Source organism: Edaphobacter sp. 4G125 (genome assembly GCF_014274685.1).
Taxonomy (GTDB): Bacteria; Acidobacteriota; Terriglobia; order Terriglobales; family Acidobacteriaceae; genus Edaphobacter.
In genome coordinates this window covers 575585-593682 of the sequence record NZ_CP060393.1, presented here as the reverse complement: position 1 = coordinate 593682, position 18098 = coordinate 575585, and the positions used below count along the sequence as shown (strand labels likewise).

At 55.4% G+C, this 18098-nt stretch carries 23 protein-coding genes; 9 read left to right on the top strand and 14 right to left on the bottom strand.

Annotated features, from left to right (window positions below; translation table 11 throughout):
- The first annotated feature begins 38 nt into the window (after positions 1-38).
- The 3 genes from H7846_RS02485 (at position 39) to H7846_RS02475 (ending at position 2317) form a co-directional block, all read left to right on the top strand.
- A complete protein-coding gene (locus H7846_RS02485; RefSeq protein WP_186694978.1) occupies positions 39-734 on the top strand; it encodes a hypothetical protein in 696 nt (231 codons plus the stop codon).
- A gap of 416 nt (positions 735-1150) precedes the next feature.
- Positions 1151-1339, top strand: a complete 189-nt coding sequence (locus H7846_RS02480; protein WP_186694977.1) for a YqaE/Pmp3 family membrane protein — start codon at positions 1151-1153, stop codon at positions 1337-1339.
- A gap of 39 nt (positions 1340-1378) precedes the next feature.
- Positions 1379-2317 (top strand): NADP-dependent oxidoreductase, encoded by a 939-nt coding sequence (locus H7846_RS02475; RefSeq protein WP_186694976.1) that lies wholly within the window; start codon positions 1379-1381, stop codon positions 2315-2317.
- Positions 2318-2323: 6 nt separating this feature from the next.
- Here H7846_RS02475 and H7846_RS02470 read toward each other — a convergent pair whose 3' ends face one another.
- The gene (locus tag H7846_RS02470; RefSeq protein WP_186694975.1) at positions 2324-3013 is read right to left on the bottom strand and encodes a MarC family protein; all 690 of its coding nucleotides are present in this window, start codon (positions 3011-3013) and stop codon (positions 2324-2326) included.
- Between the two features lie 98 nt (positions 3014-3111).
- Between H7846_RS02470 and H7846_RS02465 the strand changes: the two genes are divergently transcribed.
- A complete protein-coding gene (locus tag H7846_RS02465; RefSeq protein ID WP_370561324.1) occupies positions 3112-3732 on the top strand; it encodes an FmdE family protein in 621 nt (206 codons plus the stop codon).
- A gap of 107 nt (positions 3733-3839) precedes the next feature.
- Positions 3840-4034, top strand: a complete 195-nt coding sequence (locus tag H7846_RS02460; protein WP_186694973.1) for a hypothetical protein — start codon at positions 3840-3842, stop codon at positions 4032-4034.
- Positions 4035-4109: 75 nt separating this feature from the next.
- Here the strand turns inward: H7846_RS02460 and H7846_RS02455 are convergent, their stop codons facing one another.
- The 6 genes from H7846_RS02455 to H7846_RS02430 form a co-directional block, all read right to left on the bottom strand.
- Entirely contained in the window at positions 4110-4562 is a 453-nt protein-coding gene (locus H7846_RS02455; protein WP_186694972.1) for a RidA family protein, read from the bottom strand.
- A 551-nt stretch (positions 4563-5113) separates the two neighbouring features.
- Positions 5114-5551, bottom strand: coding sequence for an SRPBCC family protein (locus tag H7846_RS02450; protein ID WP_186694971.1), 438 nt, complete (start codon positions 5549-5551; stop codon positions 5114-5116).
- Between the two features lie 95 nt (positions 5552-5646).
- A complete protein-coding gene (locus tag H7846_RS02445) occupies positions 5647-5817 on the bottom strand; it encodes a hypothetical protein (RefSeq protein ID WP_186694970.1) in 171 nt (56 codons plus the stop codon).
- 34 nt (positions 5818-5851) lie between these two features.
- Positions 5852-6208 carry an ArsR/SmtB family transcription factor gene (locus H7846_RS02440; RefSeq protein ID WP_186694969.1) on the bottom strand — a complete coding sequence of 119 codons (357 nt, stop codon included), beginning with the start codon at positions 6206-6208 and terminating at the stop codon, positions 5852-5854.
- A gap of 148 nt (positions 6209-6356) precedes the next feature.
- Entirely contained in the window at positions 6357-6617 is a 261-nt protein-coding gene (locus H7846_RS02435; RefSeq protein WP_186694968.1) for a hypothetical protein, read from the bottom strand.
- 27 nt (positions 6618-6644) lie between these two features.
- A complete protein-coding gene (locus H7846_RS02430) occupies positions 6645-7706 on the bottom strand; it encodes a hypothetical protein (RefSeq protein WP_222597538.1) in 1062 nt (353 codons plus the stop codon).
- A gap of 243 nt (positions 7707-7949) precedes the next feature.
- Here H7846_RS02430 and H7846_RS02425 point away from each other — a divergent pair, with 243 nt between their 5' ends.
- Positions 7950-9293, top strand: coding sequence for an NAD(P)/FAD-dependent oxidoreductase (locus H7846_RS02425; RefSeq protein WP_186694967.1), 1344 nt, complete (start codon positions 7950-7952; stop codon positions 9291-9293).
- Positions 9290-10996, top strand: coding sequence for a hypothetical protein (locus H7846_RS02420; protein ID WP_186694966.1), 1707 nt, complete (start codon positions 9290-9292; stop codon positions 10994-10996). The genes H7846_RS02425 and H7846_RS02420 overlap by 4 nt, the downstream gene beginning before the upstream one ends.
- 13 nt (positions 10997-11009) lie before the next feature.
- Here the strand turns inward: H7846_RS02420 and H7846_RS02415 are convergent, their stop codons facing one another.
- Together H7846_RS02415 and H7846_RS02410 are read right to left on the bottom strand one after the other, a co-directional pair.
- On the bottom strand, positions 11010-11669 hold the full coding sequence (locus H7846_RS02415) for an HNH endonuclease (RefSeq protein WP_186694965.1): 660 nt from the start codon (positions 11667-11669) through the stop codon (positions 11010-11012).
- Positions 11670-11684: 15 nt separating this feature from the next.
- Positions 11685-12428 (bottom strand): ComF family protein, encoded by a 744-nt coding sequence (locus H7846_RS02410; RefSeq protein ID WP_186694964.1) that lies wholly within the window; start codon positions 12426-12428, stop codon positions 11685-11687.
- A gap of 395 nt (positions 12429-12823) precedes the next feature.
- On the opposite strand from H7846_RS02410, the gene tsaA reads away from it, so the two are divergent.
- Positions 12824-13237, top strand: coding sequence for a tRNA (N6-threonylcarbamoyladenosine(37)-N6)-methyltransferase TrmO (gene tsaA / locus H7846_RS02405; RefSeq protein ID WP_255460796.1), 414 nt, complete (start codon positions 12824-12826; stop codon positions 13235-13237).
- Between the two features lie 43 nt (positions 13238-13280).
- A complete protein-coding gene (locus H7846_RS02400) occupies positions 13281-13850 on the top strand; it encodes a hypothetical protein (protein WP_186694962.1) in 570 nt (189 codons plus the stop codon).
- A gap of 147 nt (positions 13851-13997) precedes the next feature.
- On the opposite strand, the gene H7846_RS02395 is transcribed toward H7846_RS02400, so the two are convergent.
- From H7846_RS02395 to H7846_RS02375, 5 genes are all read right to left on the bottom strand, one after another.
- Positions 13998-14711, bottom strand: coding sequence for a hypothetical protein (locus H7846_RS02395; RefSeq protein ID WP_186694961.1), 714 nt, complete (start codon positions 14709-14711; stop codon positions 13998-14000).
- Positions 14712-14879: 168 nt separating this feature from the next.
- Positions 14880-15269: a nuclear transport factor 2-like protein gene (locus H7846_RS02390; RefSeq protein WP_186694960.1), complete on the bottom strand. Its 390-nt coding sequence runs from the start codon at positions 15267-15269 to the stop codon at positions 14880-14882.
- A gap of 55 nt (positions 15270-15324) precedes the next feature.
- Positions 15325-15780, bottom strand: a complete 456-nt coding sequence (locus tag H7846_RS02385; RefSeq protein ID WP_186694959.1) for a VOC family protein — start codon at positions 15778-15780, stop codon at positions 15325-15327.
- A 179-nt stretch (positions 15781-15959) separates the two neighbouring features.
- The gene (locus H7846_RS02380; RefSeq protein WP_186694958.1) at positions 15960-17423 is read right to left on the bottom strand and encodes a nitrilase-related carbon-nitrogen hydrolase; all 1464 of its coding nucleotides are present in this window, start codon (positions 17421-17423) and stop codon (positions 15960-15962) included.
- On the bottom strand, positions 17407-17991 hold the full coding sequence (locus H7846_RS02375; protein WP_186694957.1) for a TetR/AcrR family transcriptional regulator: 585 nt from the start codon (positions 17989-17991) through the stop codon (positions 17407-17409). The genes H7846_RS02380 and H7846_RS02375 overlap by 17 nt, the downstream gene beginning before the upstream one ends.
- Between the last annotated feature and the right edge of the window lie 107 nt (positions 17992-18098).

Genomic DNA, 18098 nt, shown 5'->3' with positions numbered 1-18098 from the left:
TTCACTGGATTTCTGCTTTATATCCTTTCTTACTGGAAATGCACTTGAGATTCCCTGCGCGATTTCTCTGCCTGATCCCTGTCTTCCTGTCCACGCCTGCATTTTCTGCTGGCCCAAAGATCCACACCGTGGCCCTGGGAGCAGCGCGTCGCGTCTCCTACACCCAGCCCGATGCCACCCCGGAAGAAAAACTCGACCAGACTTCCACCATCAAAGTTCGCCCCCTCATCATCGATGGCCGTCAAAAAGAGTGGACAACCGGCGAAACGCACGACATCACCGATCGAACCTTTGCGATCCGGCGGGCTCTACGCATCAACGATGCTCTGCCTTCAGACTCTGCCCCGCGCTGGATCTGGCAACCCGGTCCCTGGATCACGGTTGACCGCGTCACCGGCCACATCACCGCTCTGCATCTTCCGAACTTCGATCCTCTGGTCTCCGATGCCATATGGTTCCGCGACTATGCTGCCTACTGTGGCACCAATACCACGACCAGAGGCGGAAATCTCTACGTCGTTGTCGCCCAACTTGGAGCTCGCCGTCCTGTAGTACAAAAAGCGATTGGCCGCTGGCCCGAGCCCAACCATTTCATTCCTGTCTGCCAGTCCGCAAAATGGGAGCGCCTCCCCCTGCGCGTCACCATCCAGCCCACCGGGGGACAGGCCACGACCTACGATGTCGTCGGGACCTCCTCCATCATCGAAGAGGGGGACAACGATGACAGCAATTGACGGCTGGCCAAAAGCTGTGTCCATCGACTTACCTTAATTGCGGATTCACCTAAAATTGTCATCCTGAACGGAGTGGTGCGCGTTTCTCTGCGAACTACGAAGTCGAAGGACCTGCGGTTCGTTCACACACCTCAAACTAAGCCGGACTACTCCGCCCGTAACGCCTCCAGCGGATCGATGACCAAACCCACACCAATCGCTCCCGCAAAGCTACCAACACAAAACCTTCAATCGCAATCTGTCGCATCAACCGTAAGGCGAAGTATCGTCATTGATGGTACAAACATCAAAAGACAACGAAGACAGTAAGAAACTGAATCTAACAGCGCGAGCAGGGTCTTTTCACTTTCAGTAACCTTGCGCCCTGTCGAGCATCTAAAACAAAATAAGACACTTCCTCTGAAGAGAGGCTTATCGTGAGACTCATCATTGCGTTTCTACTTCCCTGGCTTACCTTCTTTACCATCGGGCGACCCTTCGCCGGAATGATCTGTCTTGTTCTGCAGGTCACCCTTCTTGGTTGGATTCCGGCAACCATCTGGGCCGTGTACGCTCTTAGCCAATACAACACCGATCAAAAGATTCGTCGCGCTCTGCGTAAATAACATCAGCCTCGTTGCATCTTGCCAGCATTGGAGCCTTTCATGAAAGCCTTGCGCCTTGCAGATTCCAACGCCTCGCCCCGGTTGATTGAAACCACCGTCCCCGCACCTCAGCCCGGTCCCGGACAGGTTCTTGTCCGCATCTCTGCTACCGCCATCACTCCGACCGAGCTCGATTGGTATCCCACAACGCACACTTCATCCGGCCAGCCGCGCACGGGTGCCATCCCCTGCCATGAATTTTCCGGGACCGTCGCTGCTCTCGGTGAAGGCACCCATGATTTCACCCTCGACCAGGCTGTCTTTGGCATGAATGACTGGTTCGCCGCCGGTGCGCTCGCAGAGTACTGCCTCACCGAGGCCTCTTCCATCGCTCCTGCCCCTCTCACACTCACACCGATTCAGGCCGCGACCATTCCCATCAGCGCCCTTACCGCATGGCAGGGACTCTTCGAGCACGGTCACCTTCATCCCGGCGATCGCGTCCTCATCCACGGAGGCGCAGGAGCGGTTGGGATCTTCGCCGTGCAGATCGCGCACCTCCACGGAGCCCACGTCATCGCTACCGCCTCTGCGCACAACTTCGACCTCGTCCGCCGCCTTGGAGCCGACGAGGTCATCGACTATCACACCACCCGCTTCGAAGATGCCATCTCTCAGCCCGTCGACATCGTCTTCGATACCGTAGGCGGCGATGCTCTTCTCCGTTCCTTCCCTCTCCTGAAACCCGGCCGCTTTGCTGTCACCATCAGTTCCGACAAGGAATCCTCTCAGGACCCACGCATTCAACACGCCTTCTTCATCGTCAAACCGCACCAGCGCCAGCTCATGGAGATCGCCGCACTCATCGATACCAGCAAACTCGTCACCTTCGTCGATGCCGCCGTTCCGTTCTCTCAGGCTGCGGAAATCTACTCCAACTCTTCCTCTCATCGTTCCGGCCACGGCAAGGTCGTTGTGACGATCGCTCCTGCCTCATAGAGGCCTTTAACTCCGCAGCATCAGCAGTGGCTTGATCAACGACTCCAACCCCTTCCATGCGATCTGCACTCCGATGCATAGCAGGATGAATGCGATCACACGCAGAATTCCATGAGTTGTTGCAGGAGAGATCTTCGACGCAAGCTTAGGAGCCGATGCATAGCAGACATAGACCAACACACTCAACAACACGACTGCCAGCAGCAACCCAATGCGCGCGAGCACAGTTTCAGTCAGGCTGTCTCCCTCCATCGTGTGCGCGCTCAACGTCAGCATGACGACAAGACATCCTGGACCCGCTGTGATCGGAAACATCAGGGGATAAAACGTCTTCGCTCCCCATCGCTGCTGCGCATCGTCTTCCGTGGATGCGATCTGAATACTTGCTGTCCGTTTCGCATCTTCGGCATCGGGCTGGTTCAACACTCCCCAACCGATCGCTGCCACCACCACGCCTCCCGCAAGCTGCACAATCGGCAGTGAGATTCCGAAGAACGACAGCAGGTACGATCCGATCAGCTCAATCACCGCGAAGAACAGCACCATGTTCACCGCAATCTGACGAGCCAGCGAACGGTACACCGAAGCTGGCTGCAGCCCCACAATTCCCAGAAACACCAGCGCCGATCCCAGCGGATTCACCAACGGTAACAGGGCGCTGAATCCCAGCGCAAAGTGCTTCCATAAGACGCCCACGATTCCCTCCACGTACGGCTGTTTTCTTACTTCAGCGGCCCCCTGCAACAATATCGCATCCCCCGTATCATCTCTTCATGGAATCCTTCGACGATCTCATGCGCCAGGCCGAACTCGCCCACGGCCATCTCTGCGCCGGACAGATCCTCGGCGTCCGCCTAGCTATGCTCGGCTGTCAGCGCCTCGGCATCGTCGAACCCCGCACCACCGACCGCAAACGCCTCGTCACCTTCGTCGAAATCGACCGCTGCGCCACCGACGCCATTGCCGTCGTCACCGGATGCCGTCTCGGCAAACGCGCTCTCAAGTTCCGCGACTGGGGAAAGATGGCTGCGACTTTCGTCGACCTCAACCACCAACTCGCGCCGCAATCCGATGGAACTCCCGCTTACAAAGGCATCCGCATCTCGGCGCTCGAGTCCTCCAAGCAACGTGCCCGCGAGCTTTACCCACAGATCGAAAACAAGAACCAGCAACAGATGCTCGCCTATCGCGAGCTTCCCGATGCTGAACTCTTTCACGAGCAGTGGGTCCGCGTCCCCATCCATCCCCGCGAAATGCCGGGCTACAAATCCGCTCGCATCGCCTGCGCTCTCTGCGGCGAAGGGATCAACTACGACCGCAACGCTATCGATCCCAAAGGCCGCATCCTCTGTCATTCCTGCGCCGCACCCGAATCCCGCTACTACGAACTGATTCAGCAGGATAGGCAGACGTAGACCATCGCCAGGGCAGCCTCATATTCAAATCCAGCAATGTTCATTTATGATTCTCCCCCTACCCTCAGGTCAGGGTACGGTTCAGTCAATTCGGAAGGAGACATTCCATGGGTTTGATGGACGAAGCAGAAAAAGTTGCAGGTGCTGTAGCCGCCATTGAAGGCGTAAAGAAGCTGAACCCGAACGCAAATATCCTCGAGGAAGGTGCCGCAGCGGTTGCAGGCTTCGAGGGTACTGACGCCATTAAGGGTGCGCTCGAAAACTTTCTCGGCAAGAAAGAAGAGGGCGAATCGCAAGGCTAGTTCGCCACCTCCTCTTCACATTTACAAGCAGAAAGCCCTCCGCGAGGAGGGCTTTTTCTACACCAGAGCGATTGCTTAGTGCTTCACAGCAATTGCGGCGATCTCGATCCGGGCTCCGCCGATCAGACCTGCAACCTGCACTGTCGCGCGGGCTGGCTTCGGGTCCGGCATATCCTTGATGTAGACCTCGTTCATCTTCTTCACATCGTTCAGGTCCGTCACATACACCGTCACAGAGACGATATCCGACATCTTGAAGCCGGCCTTCTCCACCACCTTCTTCACCGCAGCAATCGCGTTGCGCGTCTGCACAGTGATGTCGGTTCCGGTGACCTTCCCATTCGCATCCGGACCCTGCTGACCGGCAACATAAAGCGTATTGCCCGCAACGACTCCATCACTAAAAGGATTGCCCGGCTTAAAGTCGATGGCCTTGTTCTGGGCAAACGCACTGCCCGAAGCACAGACCGCGATAACCCCGGCCAGAATAAGACCGCGCTTTTGCATCAGTGAATACAGCTTCTTCATCGTTTCCTTCTCCTGTGAAGTGTTTCTAATGCATCTTCTCATTCCTTGGGGAGCACCGGCATCTCACATCTGTCCTATGTCTATCCACATGTTTCATATTCATGAGGGTGTCATGTGGAATCTCTAGAGGTGCCATTCCAGGCATAGCGCAGCGGAGTCGAGGAACCTGCTTCTCTCCCCAAATACCTGACCTTGAGCGAATCGAAAGGGAAGAGTCCCTGTGTTCATCGCACGATTGCACGGGTGCTCCAGGTTCGACGACGAAGCCGCCTGACTGGAGCGAAAAACCTGTCAAGCCCCCAAAAATTACAAATACTTCAATCCAAACAAGATAGAGTCACAAAAATCTGCAAAATCACCCCATCCCACCTGCTACTCTTAAAACAGCTCGAAAGACAAAAGAGTTATCCCCCGTTACCAACACGGGGGATAACTCTTTTGGAATCTATATTTTTAGGGTTAAACCGCTTGGTTTCTATATTTTACCTTGTTCAAATTTCATAAAATGCTGAAACCAGGCTTCTTACGCGAATCACCCCCTGGGGGGTGGGCTACTGTCTAGCCAGGTATTCTTCCATACGATTCAGCGTCTGCTTCAAGCCGCTTTCCGCCTTGAACTTCTCTGCGACATAACGCTTCTCCTCCGTCGTATCGAAGATCATGTGGAAGCTCAGCTTCGTCTTCCCGCCACCGATATCCTCAAACACAACCGTTGTGCGGTGATATGGAACCGAGATGTGATCGAATACCAGCTTCTCCGGTTTAACCACCTCGCGATAGACAATTCTGTTGATGTAGTCCGTGCCATCCGGACCATGCATCACATGGTTCCACTCCCCGCCCGCTCGCACATCCATCTTCTCGGTTGTGTTGGTAAAACCTTCCGGCCCCCACCACTGAATAACATGCTCAGGTTCCGTCCATATCGTCCATAACAGCTCCCGCGTGGCATCCACGATTCGCGTATCCGAAATCTCTCGATCTGTCATATCTATAACCTTCTCCACTGCCATACTCTCGTCCTTTCGTAATTCAATTCGCGACTTCTCTTTATTCCATCGCTGCATAGGCCAATGTCCAGAAATCACTGAACACCTTTGGTGTCGAACGCCAGCGTCCCAAGCTCCTCCACATGAACCTCATCACCGTGGCTCACCAGCGCAACCAATCCAGGCATTTCCTGGCGCTCGATGTGTCCGGACAACACTTGATGCATTTGCTCTAACCGCAATTTCGAAAGACCGGCACTGCTCATCTTCGACTCCTCAATCAATTTTTGAGTTCACAAGCTATTGCTTCCGGTTCGTTCTCTTCTTTGTCTTCTCCGCCGCTTGCAGTTTGGCGACGTAAAGTTCCATCCGGTCCAGGCTCTCGGACCAGAAGCGACGGTAATGTTCCATCCATTCGGCAATCTCTTTCAATCCCTGCGGTTCGATCCGGCAAGGTCTCCACTGCGCATCGCGACCCCGTGAAATCAGCTTCGCCTTCTCAAGCACTTTCAGGTGTCGCGAGATCGCAGGCAGACTCATCTCGAACGGCTCGGCCAGCTCCGTCACAGAAGTCTCTCCCAGCGTCAGTTTCGCCAGAATGGCTCGCCGCGTTGGATCCGCCAGGGCTGCAAACGCTCGATCAAGAGAGTTGTCCAATTATTTAACCTTAAAGTTAATTAACTTATTAGTTAAATAACTGGACAATACATTCCTGTCAAGTCAGAGATAACTTTTTATTCACTAAATTAATAAAGACTAGCCTGCGACTGTCCCGCAACATGTCATCGCAGACTGGCCGGCTTTTCTACGTCGCGCAGTGTGCGTCAGGATCGGCATGCTGCTCCATCATCCACCGATCCATCAGGGTTCCTGCGCACCGTGCTCCGCACAGGTGCTTCACGCCATCCGAATGTGCATGGTACGACTGCCATCGCGTCAATTTGATCAGCGGCTGATCTTCCTCCGGAGAGCGGCCCGGAAAACAATCGATCCAGGCCAGCCACCATCCATCCGATTCTTTCGCGTTACCGCAGACGTCACACGTATAACTCTCGGTGTATGCCATCGTTCTCTCCCACCACCTTCGTTTGATTTAGCGCAAAGCAACCGGGTCTACGCGCCCTGAATCGGCCAGCATCTGCCAGTCAGACTCATCGACTGCCTCAAAGTTCTCGCCTTTGATGCTCTTCAGTTTAGCCAGGTCGCTGTCGCTCCATCGCTTGTCCGGCTCGCCGATAATAAACCACGGTCCGCCATTGTCCGACAGGATCATGCCGTACTTCTTCAATCCCTTCAGGATGACCTGGTTCTCCTTGGAGAAGCCGGAGATATCAAAATCGGCCCGCAAGCGGAACCGCTGCCCCATTGGAGGATAGCTTGGGTCAGTAAGCCGTGAAGCGAAGTGTCGTGCCGGCCACACATAGGCTCTCTGCGTCTTCGGCGTCGTAAACCGGATCGCGTGCTTGACTTCCCCGGAAGCAACCTCGTCGTATCGCAACAGACCCGCAATTACCGGCAACCCCGCCGCGTCCGTCGAAGTTTTATCCGGGGCGCGCAGCGCATTGCTGGTCAGATCCATCTTGATGCCTGCTCCCGCACCCCAGCTTCCGTCTTTCTGTTTCACCACGCCACCCAGTTCGGTCAACACGCAACGCCCTTCATCCACCATAATCACGTGCCGGTCTGAGTCCTCAGGTGAGTTCCATCCTCCCTCGACAAGTGCACCCTCCGGAGTGGGATAGTGTCCGGGATCGCTCTCATCTCCATAGGTAAACGTAATCGGAATCCGCGCACGATTTGACTTGGTAATCGTGATTGGAATGCCGTTCGTAGGCTCAGATCCAAAGTTGGGATGAATCACCAGCGCCGGTCCCATCCGCTGAATATAGTCATCGGAGTGCTTGTCCTTCTTCAGAGCATCGATCGGCGTATTCCACACATTGTCCGCAGGAAAAATCGGGCAACCAGCAATGTGCGGACCAGAGCTTGATCCCGCTGCGCCTGCCGCGCCCGGAATTCCCGAGCCTGCTGCTGCCAGCTTTGAAGCGGCCATTACCGCATCGGCCTCCGTGGGAGTCTTCGAATGCCACACCAGAACAACTACAGCGATACCAAAAAGAATTGCGCTCCATTGTTTTCGTTTATTGGTTTGCATTCATCCTCCACAGACCGATTTGTTAAGCAATTCAATAACCTGCACCATCATAAATCGCAACCTGCAAGGCAAACCGTAATTCCCTGATTTGCATCCAACTCCAGACTGGTCATATTGGCATCCATCAAGCACCTGGCAGTCCTCCCCTAGAAGAGTTTTTGACGACACCACTTGATTCCGGCCTCCAGAATTGTTCGATTTCCGTAAGTGGGCACTTTACTACCTTGGAACAAAGGTTTCGTTATGGCGAAAGTCCTTGTGATTGGTGCTGGTGTCATGGGCCTTGCTGCAGCTTGGCAGGCGATTCGCGACGGCCATGAGGTCGACCTGGTGGAGGCTGCTCCAGAACCCGGAGGCATGGCCGCACACTTCAACTTCGATGGCGATTCCATCGAACGCTTCTACCACTTCGTCTGCCGCACAGACTACCCAACTTTCGACCTCCTTCGCGAGCTCGGGCTGGAGGACAGCCTCCGTTGGCAAACCACCACCATGGGGTTCTATACCGATGGACAGCTTCATCCCTGGGGAAACCCGCTTGCCTTGCTCCGCCTTCCCAACGCACCCCTCATCTCCAAACTGCGTTATGGGCTGCTCGCCTTCATCAGTACTCGCCGCGATCAATGGCCAGAGCTTGAGAATACGTCCGCCAAGGAGTGGATCATCCGTTGGTGCGGAGAAGACGCCTATCGACGTTTCTGGAAGACACTTCTGGAGTTCAAGTTCTACGAATACGCCGACAACATCTCCGCCGCCTGGATTTGGACGCGCATCCGCCGTATCGGTCGTTCACGTTCCAGCATCATGCAGGAGCAACTCGGCTACATCGAGGGAGGCTCCCAAACTCTGATCGACGCTCTCGTGCGCTCTTTTGAATCCGCAGGCGGAAAGCTTCACCTCAGATCCCCTGTACAGCGTGTCACCACACAGAACAATCGAGTCACCGGCATTGATACCCCTGAACGCAGTTTTTCTGGCGATTTCGTTATCTCCACGATGCCGACGCCTTATATCGCCGACATGGTCCCCGATTTACCCGAGGATTGGAAGCAGCGTTATCGCGCGATCCAGAACATCGGAGTCATTTGTGTTGTCTTCAAGCTGCGTCGACCCGCCACCTCGCACTTCTGGGTCAACGTCTCCGTCCCTAACCTCACGATTCCAGGGGTCGTTGAGCTCTCCAACCTGCGCCGCGATCTCGACAACTCCATCGTCTATGTTCCCTATTACATGCCCACTACTAACGAAAAGTTCTCCTGGCCAGAAGAACGTCTCCTGACTGAAAGCTTCGGTTGTCTCCAGAGACTCAATCCCAACCTCACCTCCGCTGACATCCTCGGTACACATGTCGCCCGTCTTCGCTATGGACAACCCATATGCGAACCCGGATTCGCCTCGAAGATTCCTCCAGTTCAAACTCCCATCGCGGGATTACAGATCGCCGACACTTGCTACTACTATCCAGAGGATCGTGGCATTGCTGAAAGCGTACGTCTTGGCCGCGCCATGGCCCGTGCTATCCCTGAGCCCGAATCTGCACCTAAGCATGTGCCAGGCCCTTCGCACACCATGGAGCTTCCTGTTTGATCGCAACGTCTACAACCAGCAGCCCTTCTGTCGTTCAAAACCGCTCTCCCGCGTTCCAGAACGCAATAACGCTCTGTGGACTCTTTTTGTTGGCACTTCTCATCCAGGTCATCGCCTTCAAACGAACCTGTGGTCCTTACGATGAGTTCCTTTCACTCTACGGAGCTGACCGGGTTCTTCACAGCGACCTTCCGTATCGGGATTTTTGGACCATGTATGGTCCAGCGCAGTTTTATCTCCTCGCAGGATTCTTCAAAATCTTTGGAACCAGCATCCTTACCGGGCGTTTTTATGACGCAATCATCCGCGCCGGGATTGCCTGCGCCTGCTTCGTGCTGGCTCGTCTGCTCACACCTGCACGATGGGCCTTCGCTGCCTTTGCAGCTGTCATCATCTGGCTCGCCTGTATTTATTACCCGGCTTATAACTTTCCGGTCTATCCTGCGATGCTGGCTTCACTCATCAGCTGCATCTTCTTCAGCCGTTTTCTTCAATCCCGCGACTCTATGCATCCTCTCTTCTGGGCAGGCTTATTTGTAAGCGTCGCAACGATCTTTCGTCACGACTCTGGCTTTTACATCTGCTTTGCCGAACTATTGATGATGATCTGGATCATCGTACAGAGCCGCACTGGAACGCCCCCTCGCGAACTTCTCGCCATACTCGGGAAACAACTCCTGATCTATCTCACGGGTGTCGTCCTTGTCGCCGGGCCGGTTTATGGCGTCATCCTATGGCATGCAGGTTTTCAGAACCTCTTCTACGATCTCTTCTATGTTCCCGGAGTGATCTATCCCAAGGTCCGAAGTCTGCCATTTCTCTCTGCAGAAACTCTGCAACAGCTCCATCATCCTTTCTCGTGGGATGGGCGAATCGCCGTTGAATCCCTGATCGTCTTCTTCCCTATCCTGCTGATGATTACGGCACTGCTTTGCCTGCTCACCTCACGGCAGTCCCGCATCTTTCCCACAACGTGGCAGCGTCAGACTTTCTCTCTGCTGTTTCTCCTGGCCTCGCTCTTCTTCGTTAAAGGGCTCATTCGCGTAGGTCCAGTCCAAATGATTCAGAGCATCATCGTCTGCCTCACTGTGCTGGCCGTCCTCTTCGGACATCTCTCGCAACTCGACCGGCGCATCACGGTTTCGCTCTACATCACCTCTGCCTATCTCGCACTCTGCACGCTGCCGGTACTTTCGCATCTCGTCGGCTTCGCCCGGCTCAACCTCCACGACACCGTTCACCCAAACGCACCCGACTCCTTCTATCACCGCTGCCATCCATCGGCCGAGCTGAGCCGTGCCCGCTGCATCCTCATTGAGCCCACGGTCGCCCAGGCTGTCACAGCGATCGATCGCCGCAGCTCCCCGGACCAGCCTATCTACGTTGGCGACGGACGCCATGATCGCATCTTCTGGAACGATGTCCGCCTCTACTTCCTCTCCGCGCGCCGGTCCATTACCCGCTGGTACGATCTCCACCCCGGCGTCCAGACCACGCGCCCCATCCAGAACCAGATCATCGACTCCATGCAGCGTCTTGATCCGCCTGTCATCGTCCTCAACTCCACCTGGGACAACACCATCGAACCCAACCAGAGCCAATACTCCAGCGGAGTCACCGCGCTGGATAACTACATCCATGCACACTACACCCCGCAGGTTGTCTACGGGAACATCACTCTACTGATGCCGAAATCCCGCTGAACAGCGCTCTGACCTACGCTGCCGGCTCCGTGTGCTCGAAGTAGAGATACTTCCGCCACGCAGCATCCGCACTTCCGATCATGCGCATAATGTGTCGCGAAGTATGCAGCGAAAACGGTCGCGGCTCGCGCTTCAGCTTCATGTCCGTCAACTCATGCAACATCGAATTGCCCTTCCTGCGGTTGCAATCATGGCAGCAGGCCACCAGGTTCTCCCACGTAGAAGTACCGCCTCGTGACCGAGGAATCACATGGTCCAGCGTCAACTCCGCAGCGGTCAGGACTGTCTCGCAGTACTGGCAGCAGTTGCGATCGCGCAGCAGAATGTTCTTTCGCGAGAGCGCTCGAGTCTGATGCGGAATCCTCCTGTACTCCAGCAAGCGAATCACGCTCGGCATTGGGACCTGTACTCGCGCCGCATGCAGCATCTGTCCCTGCTCTTCTTCGGTGCGCGCGACTCCCTTCAGAACCAGCACCAGCGCCCGTCGCGCTCCGCAGATATTGATCGGCTCATACGATGCATTCAGCACCAGCACGGGAGTCTGCATCGCCGGCTGGCGAAAGACCCCCGCCCGCACCTCCACCCCGGTCAGCACGCGTCCGGTCTTGATCGCCACATGTCCCGCGTGCCGCTTCCCGATCATCCCTTGCTTGCGAAACTTACTCGATTGCATCGTCCTGCCCTCCGGTCAATCCATCCTTCGTATCTGCCGGTCTAAATTCCACCCAGCAGCTGCCTCCGCTCCTCTATCCCAACTTGCAACCATCTCTCTCTGAGCCCGAGCCACCGTCGCTACCCATACCTTTGTGGCTCCAGCCCTGCGAAGCACCCGCGCACACTCCCGCGCCGTCGCTCCAGTCGTGTAAATGTCATCGATCAGCAAAATCTCTCGCCCGTTCACAACCGCAGGATCGATCACCTCGAAGGCCCCACGCAGATTCCTTCTGCGCGCATGGGTACTCAATCCAAACTGGCTCTCCGTCTCGCGCACTCGAATCATCGCTTCATGCGCAATCTTCAACTGCCACTCTTCGCGGCGTCTCAGCTTCCGCATCGCTTCATCGGCCAGCAGCACCGATTGGTTGTACCCACGTCTCCGCTGCTTGGTCGCAGACAGCGGCACTGCGACTACTGCGAGATCGCGTCCCATTCCTGCCGTATACATCGTCTCGATTACCCGGGCCAGCAACTCACCCAGCGGCTTCGCAGCTCCCTCTACTCTCTCGTACTTCAGTAGATGGATCGCCTCACGCATCCCATCGCTATAAACACCCCATGCAGCAGCCCGCTCAAACTCCGGAGGAACCATCCTGCAAGGCGTGCACAAGACGTTATTGTTCTCAAACTGTTGCGTGAATCGGAGACCATCCAGATCGAGCGCCTCACCGCAGCAGGAACACAACGCCCCTGTCTGCTCGCGCAGATCGTTCACACATGCATCGCATAAAGGAGAACGCCCAGCGCTCGTCAGCGGTCCCCCACAGACCCTGCAATCGGCTGGAAAGAAGGTTGTTACCAGATCATCGAATACTGCCCGAACTATTGGACCCGGACTCTTCAGCACGCGGGACACAGCGCGCCATTCCTCCACCCCGCCCGGCGGTCCTCCCGGCGGAGCTCCTTGAGCACTCCCGAGCGAATTGTCTATCCAGCGTTGGCTGAAGACGCACCTCACTCGCCTGTCACAGAACAATTTCTGTGTTTGCTAAGCGCAGTATAATTCGGTCTTGCCTGCGAGCGCCACTCCCCATGGGGGTGCATCTCTCCATATACCCTCCTAATCTGTTAGATCAACCTGCTAACCGCGACAACGAGCGAGACAACCTTGTGATTCAATCCGATACCTATGCAATTCACCCCATTGGAGTTGTCCGGTCTGAGCTAACCGATCGCCGCAACGCTCCACGACAAGGGAACGAGGGCTCCCCAAATGCCTGGTTGCAAATTTCATCAGAGTTTATTGAAGCGATCGACGGTTTAAGCACCGGCGCAGAAATCCTCGTTTTCACCTGGCTCCATCTTGCCGACCGTGCAACGCTCAAAACCCATCCGCGCAACAACGCTGCCAATCCGCTCACCGGAGTCTTCGCTACACGCTCGCCCGATCGCCCCAACCCGATCGGAATGCACAAAGTCACTGTCTTTGAGATCAACAAAAAAGATGGGCTAAAAGTAGGCCCGCTCGAAGCGATCGACGGCACACCCGTCATAGACATCAAACCTGTTCTTCGCACCGAATAACAGGAATATCCACCTCGCCGGCAACTGTGCTACACCTTGAACCATGTCTCGTATCGTCACCTGGTGCGCCAAGTGCCTCTTTCTATACATCCTCGTCGCCACACTTGCCATCAAGTTCGCCTGGATCTTCGTCCTTCCCACCTGGGCAGTCGCGACCAAAATGCACTGGTCCAACCTTAACCAGGCAGTTTTTCTCCTCAACTACTTCCTTCCTATCTTTGCTGTCTCCGGATTCATCCTCGGCCTCATCCCCTTCGGTCGTCTCCGAAAAGCTGTTATCGAGATCGCACCCGGCCTCTCCCGAGTCGTAGAGCAAGATTCCATCCCGGCAATCTACCTAGCGTGGCTTCCCGTCACCATCGCCTTCCTGATCCGCTTCTTTACCTGGCAATCACGCAACGCCAGCGTCATTGGAAGCAACAACACCGTAGGCCGCACTGCCCGATTCTTCGGAACCCTCAACGCTCAGACGCCAGCTCTCTTCGACAACCGCTGGGCCCTCGACCGCTTCCTCTTCACCGGCCCAATGTTCTTCCTGATGGCCTGCGCAATCGCCGTGTTGCTACGCCACACCCTCTTCGGCTCAAAGGCTACCAACGAAGTGTCATCCTGAGCGGAGGCATTGCCAAGCAATGTCGCAGAGCCTGCCCTGAGCGAGTCGAATGGGAAGGATTTGCAGTTTGTCGTGGCAGCAGCATTCTCTTACGCCGCGCCATTCTGAGTCGCGCAGCGGCGAAGAATCCCTGGACATTTCAAATTGTCATGGATTCCCAACAGCCCTGTGAGGTGAGGGAACTGCACGTAGGCTGAAGCTCGCGATAGCAGCAGGATTCGAGTTTGGAATCACCTGCAGCGTGCCCAGGACCTCAGTCGCCGCCGGAGTCTGATCGCGGAGCCGGAAGACCAGCACCCCAGGCTGGACCTCTTTCGCCGAGAGTAGAGTAAACCCCCCGGTCTGTTGCCGAAGCTCCATCTGTGCAGCAGTCGCGGAGGCGAGCGCGACATTCGGTAAAGCGTTCCCAAGCGCGGGATAGCTTGCCTGATTGAAAGCAGCAAGCCAGTTATAGAGCAGGTGACCAGAGGGAGTATCAGGAATCAGCCCGACCTGCTCGCCAAAGCGCGGCAGGTGAACGATCACAAAAGGATGAACAGGACTAACGTGATCGCCCTTGCGCGCTGGTACTGGAGCATCGGCAGGATCACCGAGAACGATGGTATCAATCTGGTTGGGATCGTCATCCTCGTCTCTCTGATCCGCTCCCGAGGTAGCGCCCGCCGAACGCGCAACACCGGAGCTGTCGGAGACGAGATGCACGTGTCCGGTGTGACTCAAAGCATAGAGGACCGAAGAGAGCGCAACGAAAGCCACAACAATCGCGAGCAGGATGGCACCGGGTCGGAGCGGCTGACGGCCGATGACATAGAAGTGGGGAACAGCGAGAGCAGGAACTCCGGTAGGCAGGGACTGCTGCATGGTAGTCCTCAGGCGTTCCCCATCGAGCCAGAGAAGGTCTGACGGAGAGCCGTCATTGGTAGTGTAGACCAGCCATCAAGGGGCGCACGAACCGAAAATGGAATTGGCACAGAAAGGTCGGCTACCGATACTGGAACATAAACCAGTGCTCGAACCATAAACCCGGCATCATGCGATCGGCTGAACCCATTGGCTTCGCCAGGCCGGTGCCTCGAAGGGATCCGCGAAATACTGCGTCTCATGCACGACCTTACCGTTGCAGAACTCCATAATGCTCACAGTGTATGCAGGCTTCCCCTGGTAGGTGATTCTGTATTCCGTGATCCAGAGGTCATCTTTCCCAAAAATCCTTTTGACATTAAAACCTGACGGCTTGCCGGGATGATGGCTCCGCAAAGCCTGCAAATTACTTCGTCCGAGGATTCGCTCGCCCGACTGGGGATAGTCACAAATGACATCATTATCGTAGATGTCGTGTTCCGCGCTTGCATCGCCGACTGCTGATGCCTGCCAGTGCGCATTCAGAGCTTCACGTATTCGTTTCTCTTCGTCTTCCATGGACTCCTCCAATGCTGCCTGGCTTCCATGTTCATCTGTTTGCAGATTAAGCCTGTCAGTCGCGCGCAGCCGCTTCAAGCGCATGCAGATCCAGCTTGATCATTCCCATCATGGCTTCCATAGCCTTTGGGTGGTTGATCAGTTCCTCGATATTGCGCGGAACGATCTGCCAGCACAAACCGAAACGATCGGTAAGCCAACTGCAGGCCATGGGTTTCCCGCCACCTGCCATCAACTTGTCCCAGTAGTCGTCGATCTCTTCCTGCGTGTCGCAGCGTATGAAAAACGAGATCGCTGGAGTAAGCGGATGCGCAGGACCACCGTTCATGAAAACCATCTCCTGCCCTTCAAGCTCGATCGTGATCGTAGCAATCTTACCCACGGGCCAGGGACCAACTCCTTTAGAACGCAGCTCACCAACCTTGCGCGCATGTGGAAATATGCTCAGGTAAAATTCAGCGGCTTCTTCTGCATTGTCGTCGAACCAGAGAAATGGGGAGAGTTTATTCATGGCTGGCATGCTAACAGACAAAACACAACGTTCGGCAAATTGACTTCTTGGTAGCAAGTCAACCTCGATGTGTGCTTTCGCGAGAATACGCTCAATTGACCGGGCGCCTTTATTTATTCAGAGGATCAGGACGCGATCGCTCATTCCAGAAGCCGCAGCGATACCTCTACATCTAGCACTCATCCGGCGACTGTAGCCGATTGCTTCAGGTTGGCCACGCAGAACGCAAGCAACGCAACCAATGCGATAAGGTCCACCCACGCGAACCAGTCTCCCCATTTCTGATAGAGGGTGGAATCATGATGCACCGGAACGGTGGCCAGCATAGTGACCAAAGCTCCGTCGGAACGGGTTGGCTTTTCGTCAAGAATGCGGCCGCGATCATCGCTGACTGTAAGGAGGCCATCCTTCGCATCGCGCACCATGGTGAAGCCGTTTTCTACACCTCGCATCAAAGACAGGTGTCCGTGCCAGGCGGCATCGACGTTCACTCCTTGGTCCCAGGCAGGTACCAGGACGAGTCCTACTTGCTGCTTCCCATAGCGGCGAGCCAACTCGGGATAGTCCATATCCCTGCAAATTTCGATACCGATTCTTCCCACTGGCTGAGGAAGCACCGATAACTCAGTACCCGGCGTGCTGCGGCTCTCCCACGTGGGAACCAGGTGATGTTTGCGATAGACCGTCTCGATCTCGCCTGTCGAGGAATAAAGTCGGCCTTCGTTGTAGCCCGCGTGATTGGTAATGTGAAGCACGCCGAGAAGAATCTGCACATTCGCGGCGCGCGCTGCACGCTGAAAGAGTTCGTCGACCTGGGACAAAGTAGAGTCGGGAACCAGTGCTGACATCTCAGGGAATACGATGAACCGTGCACCTTGAGCAGCGAGCGGCTCAACCTGAGCGGCATACTCCTGCATCAGGGCCATCGTGGGTTGGGCGTCCGCAGGAAAGATATTCGGTCCGGCGTGAGTTTCAACTAGCCCAACAAGAACTGATTGTGAGTCTTGAGGCGTAGTGTATAGGCGCATCGCACCGTAGGAAAAAATACCGACATAAAAAACAGCGAGAGTAACAGCGATACGAACGCGTTCTTTGGATGGCACGGAAGCGAGTGCAGCCGTCCCGGACGAAAACAGGTTGACGCTGAAACTGATTCCCCAAAGGCCTGCAATCGCCGCAAGTTGGAGAACAGGAAGGTTCTCCAATTGTGTGTAACCGGTATTGAAAAACGTGCCTTGGGAAAGGCTGAAAAGATACTCCCCCGCCACGATAGTCACAGGAAATGCAACCGTGGCGAGCCATGGATGATCGTTCCGCAGCAGCCCGCGATAGAACACTACCGCTAAAGCGAACAAAGCTGCCGGAACCAGAACCGTGACCAATACGAGCCAGAGCGGGAATTGAACGACGTGGTACAGATAGTTCCAGACGTTGAGTGTCCCGAGCGCGCGTGCAACCAGAGCAATGGTGAATGTCTGCCAAATGCGCAGCCTCGGAGCCACCAGAAGCACAGGAAGCGGCGCGAGCCACACCAGCCACCAAACGCGATGAAACCCGAACGACAAAAAGAACGCGCCTGCCGTCAACACAGTCGCACCTAAAATCACTGTTGCACGGCGTAGAGAATTAGCGTGCCAATCCATACAACAACCTCCGAACGGAACGGTGAACGAGCTTGCGAAATTCGTCTTCCGGCAAATCGAATCGGCCTCCTCTCCAAAGCGCGAGGTAGCCGTGAGCGAGCGCCCAGAGTTCCATCGAGATCTCCCAGGCATCATCGCGCTTGAGCTTGCCGAGCTTGATCCAAGAAGAAACGACGTCGAACGTAAGATTCAGGGTCGGCGATTTCCGCGCGCGGAAGTCGTCAGGAAAACGCCGGGCTCCTTGGCGAGGAGCCGCGAAAACGTAGTCGAAGATGCGCGGATGGGCGAGGGCATAATCGATATACCCATCCATGATGTGAATCATCGCCGCTTCAAAACTACGCTTTCCATTCGACCGGCCAAAGAATTCAACGAGCTTCTCGAACTCAGATTGCACTACTGCGTCCAGAAGAGCCTCGCGGCTGGGAAAGTGGTGGTAGATGGCCATGGCGGTGATGCCGGCTTCTTTGGCCACGCGACGCATACTTACAGCCTGGGGTCCCTCAGCCTCAAGAATATGAAGCGCAGATTGGTAAATCTGCTGCGAAGTTGTGCTCTTGTCATCCACGTATACACTGTATACTTAAACCTATACGCTGTATATATGAATTGAAAAAAAATTTAATGTGTCATCCTGAGCAACATTCCGAAGCAATGGCGCTGTAAATCAGAACA

What these genes read in the sequence shown, in the direction of transcription:
- H7846_RS02485 (WP_186694978.1), top strand. Translation starts at nt 39, where the DNA reads ATGCACTTGAGATTCCCTGCGCGATTTCTCTGCCTGATCCCTGTCTTC.
- H7846_RS02475 (WP_186694976.1), top strand. Translation starts at nt 1,379, where the DNA reads ATGAAAGCCTTGCGCCTTGCAGATTCCAACGCCTCGCCCCGGTTGATT.
- H7846_RS02465 (WP_370561324.1), top strand. Translation starts at nt 3,112, where the DNA reads ATGCGCCAGGCCGAACTCGCCCACGGCCATCTCTGCGCCGGACAGATC.
- H7846_RS02460 (WP_186694973.1), top strand. Translation starts at nt 3,840, where the DNA reads ATGGGTTTGATGGACGAAGCAGAAAAAGTTGCAGGTGCTGTAGCCGCC.
- H7846_RS02455 (WP_186694972.1), bottom strand. Translation starts at nt 4,562, where the DNA reads ATGAAGAAGCTGTATTCACTGATGCAAAAGCGCGGTCTTATTCTGGCC.
- H7846_RS02450 (WP_186694971.1), bottom strand. Translation starts at nt 5,551, where the DNA reads ATGACAGATCGAGAGATTTCGGATACGCGAATCGTGGATGCCACGCGG.
- H7846_RS02445 (WP_186694970.1), bottom strand. Translation starts at nt 5,817, where the DNA reads ATGAGCAGTGCCGGTCTTTCGAAATTGCGGTTAGAGCAAATGCATCAA.
- H7846_RS02435 (WP_186694968.1), bottom strand. Translation starts at nt 6,617, where the DNA reads ATGGCATACACCGAGAGTTATACGTGTGACGTCTGCGGTAACGCGAAA.
- H7846_RS02430 (WP_222597538.1), bottom strand. Translation starts at nt 7,706, where the DNA reads ATGCAAACCAATAAACGAAAACAATGGAGCGCAATTCTTTTTGGTATC.
- H7846_RS02425 (WP_186694967.1), top strand. Translation starts at nt 7,950, where the DNA reads ATGGCGAAAGTCCTTGTGATTGGTGCTGGTGTCATGGGCCTTGCTGCA.
- H7846_RS02415 (WP_186694965.1), bottom strand. Translation starts at nt 11,669, where the DNA reads ATGCAATCGAGTAAGTTTCGCAAGCAAGGGATGATCGGGAAGCGGCAC.
- H7846_RS02400 (WP_186694962.1), top strand. Translation starts at nt 13,281, where the DNA reads ATGTCTCGTATCGTCACCTGGTGCGCCAAGTGCCTCTTTCTATACATC.
- H7846_RS02395 (WP_186694961.1), bottom strand. Translation starts at nt 14,711, where the DNA reads ATGCAGCAGTCCCTGCCTACCGGAGTTCCTGCTCTCGCTGTTCCCCAC.
- H7846_RS02390 (WP_186694960.1), bottom strand. Translation starts at nt 15,269, where the DNA reads ATGGAAGACGAAGAGAAACGAATACGTGAAGCTCTGAATGCGCACTGG.
- H7846_RS02385 (WP_186694959.1), bottom strand. Translation starts at nt 15,780, where the DNA reads ATGAATAAACTCTCCCCATTTCTCTGGTTCGACGACAATGCAGAAGAA.
- H7846_RS02380 (WP_186694958.1), bottom strand. Translation starts at nt 17,423, where the DNA reads ATGGATTGGCACGCTAATTCTCTACGCCGTGCAACAGTGATTTTAGGT.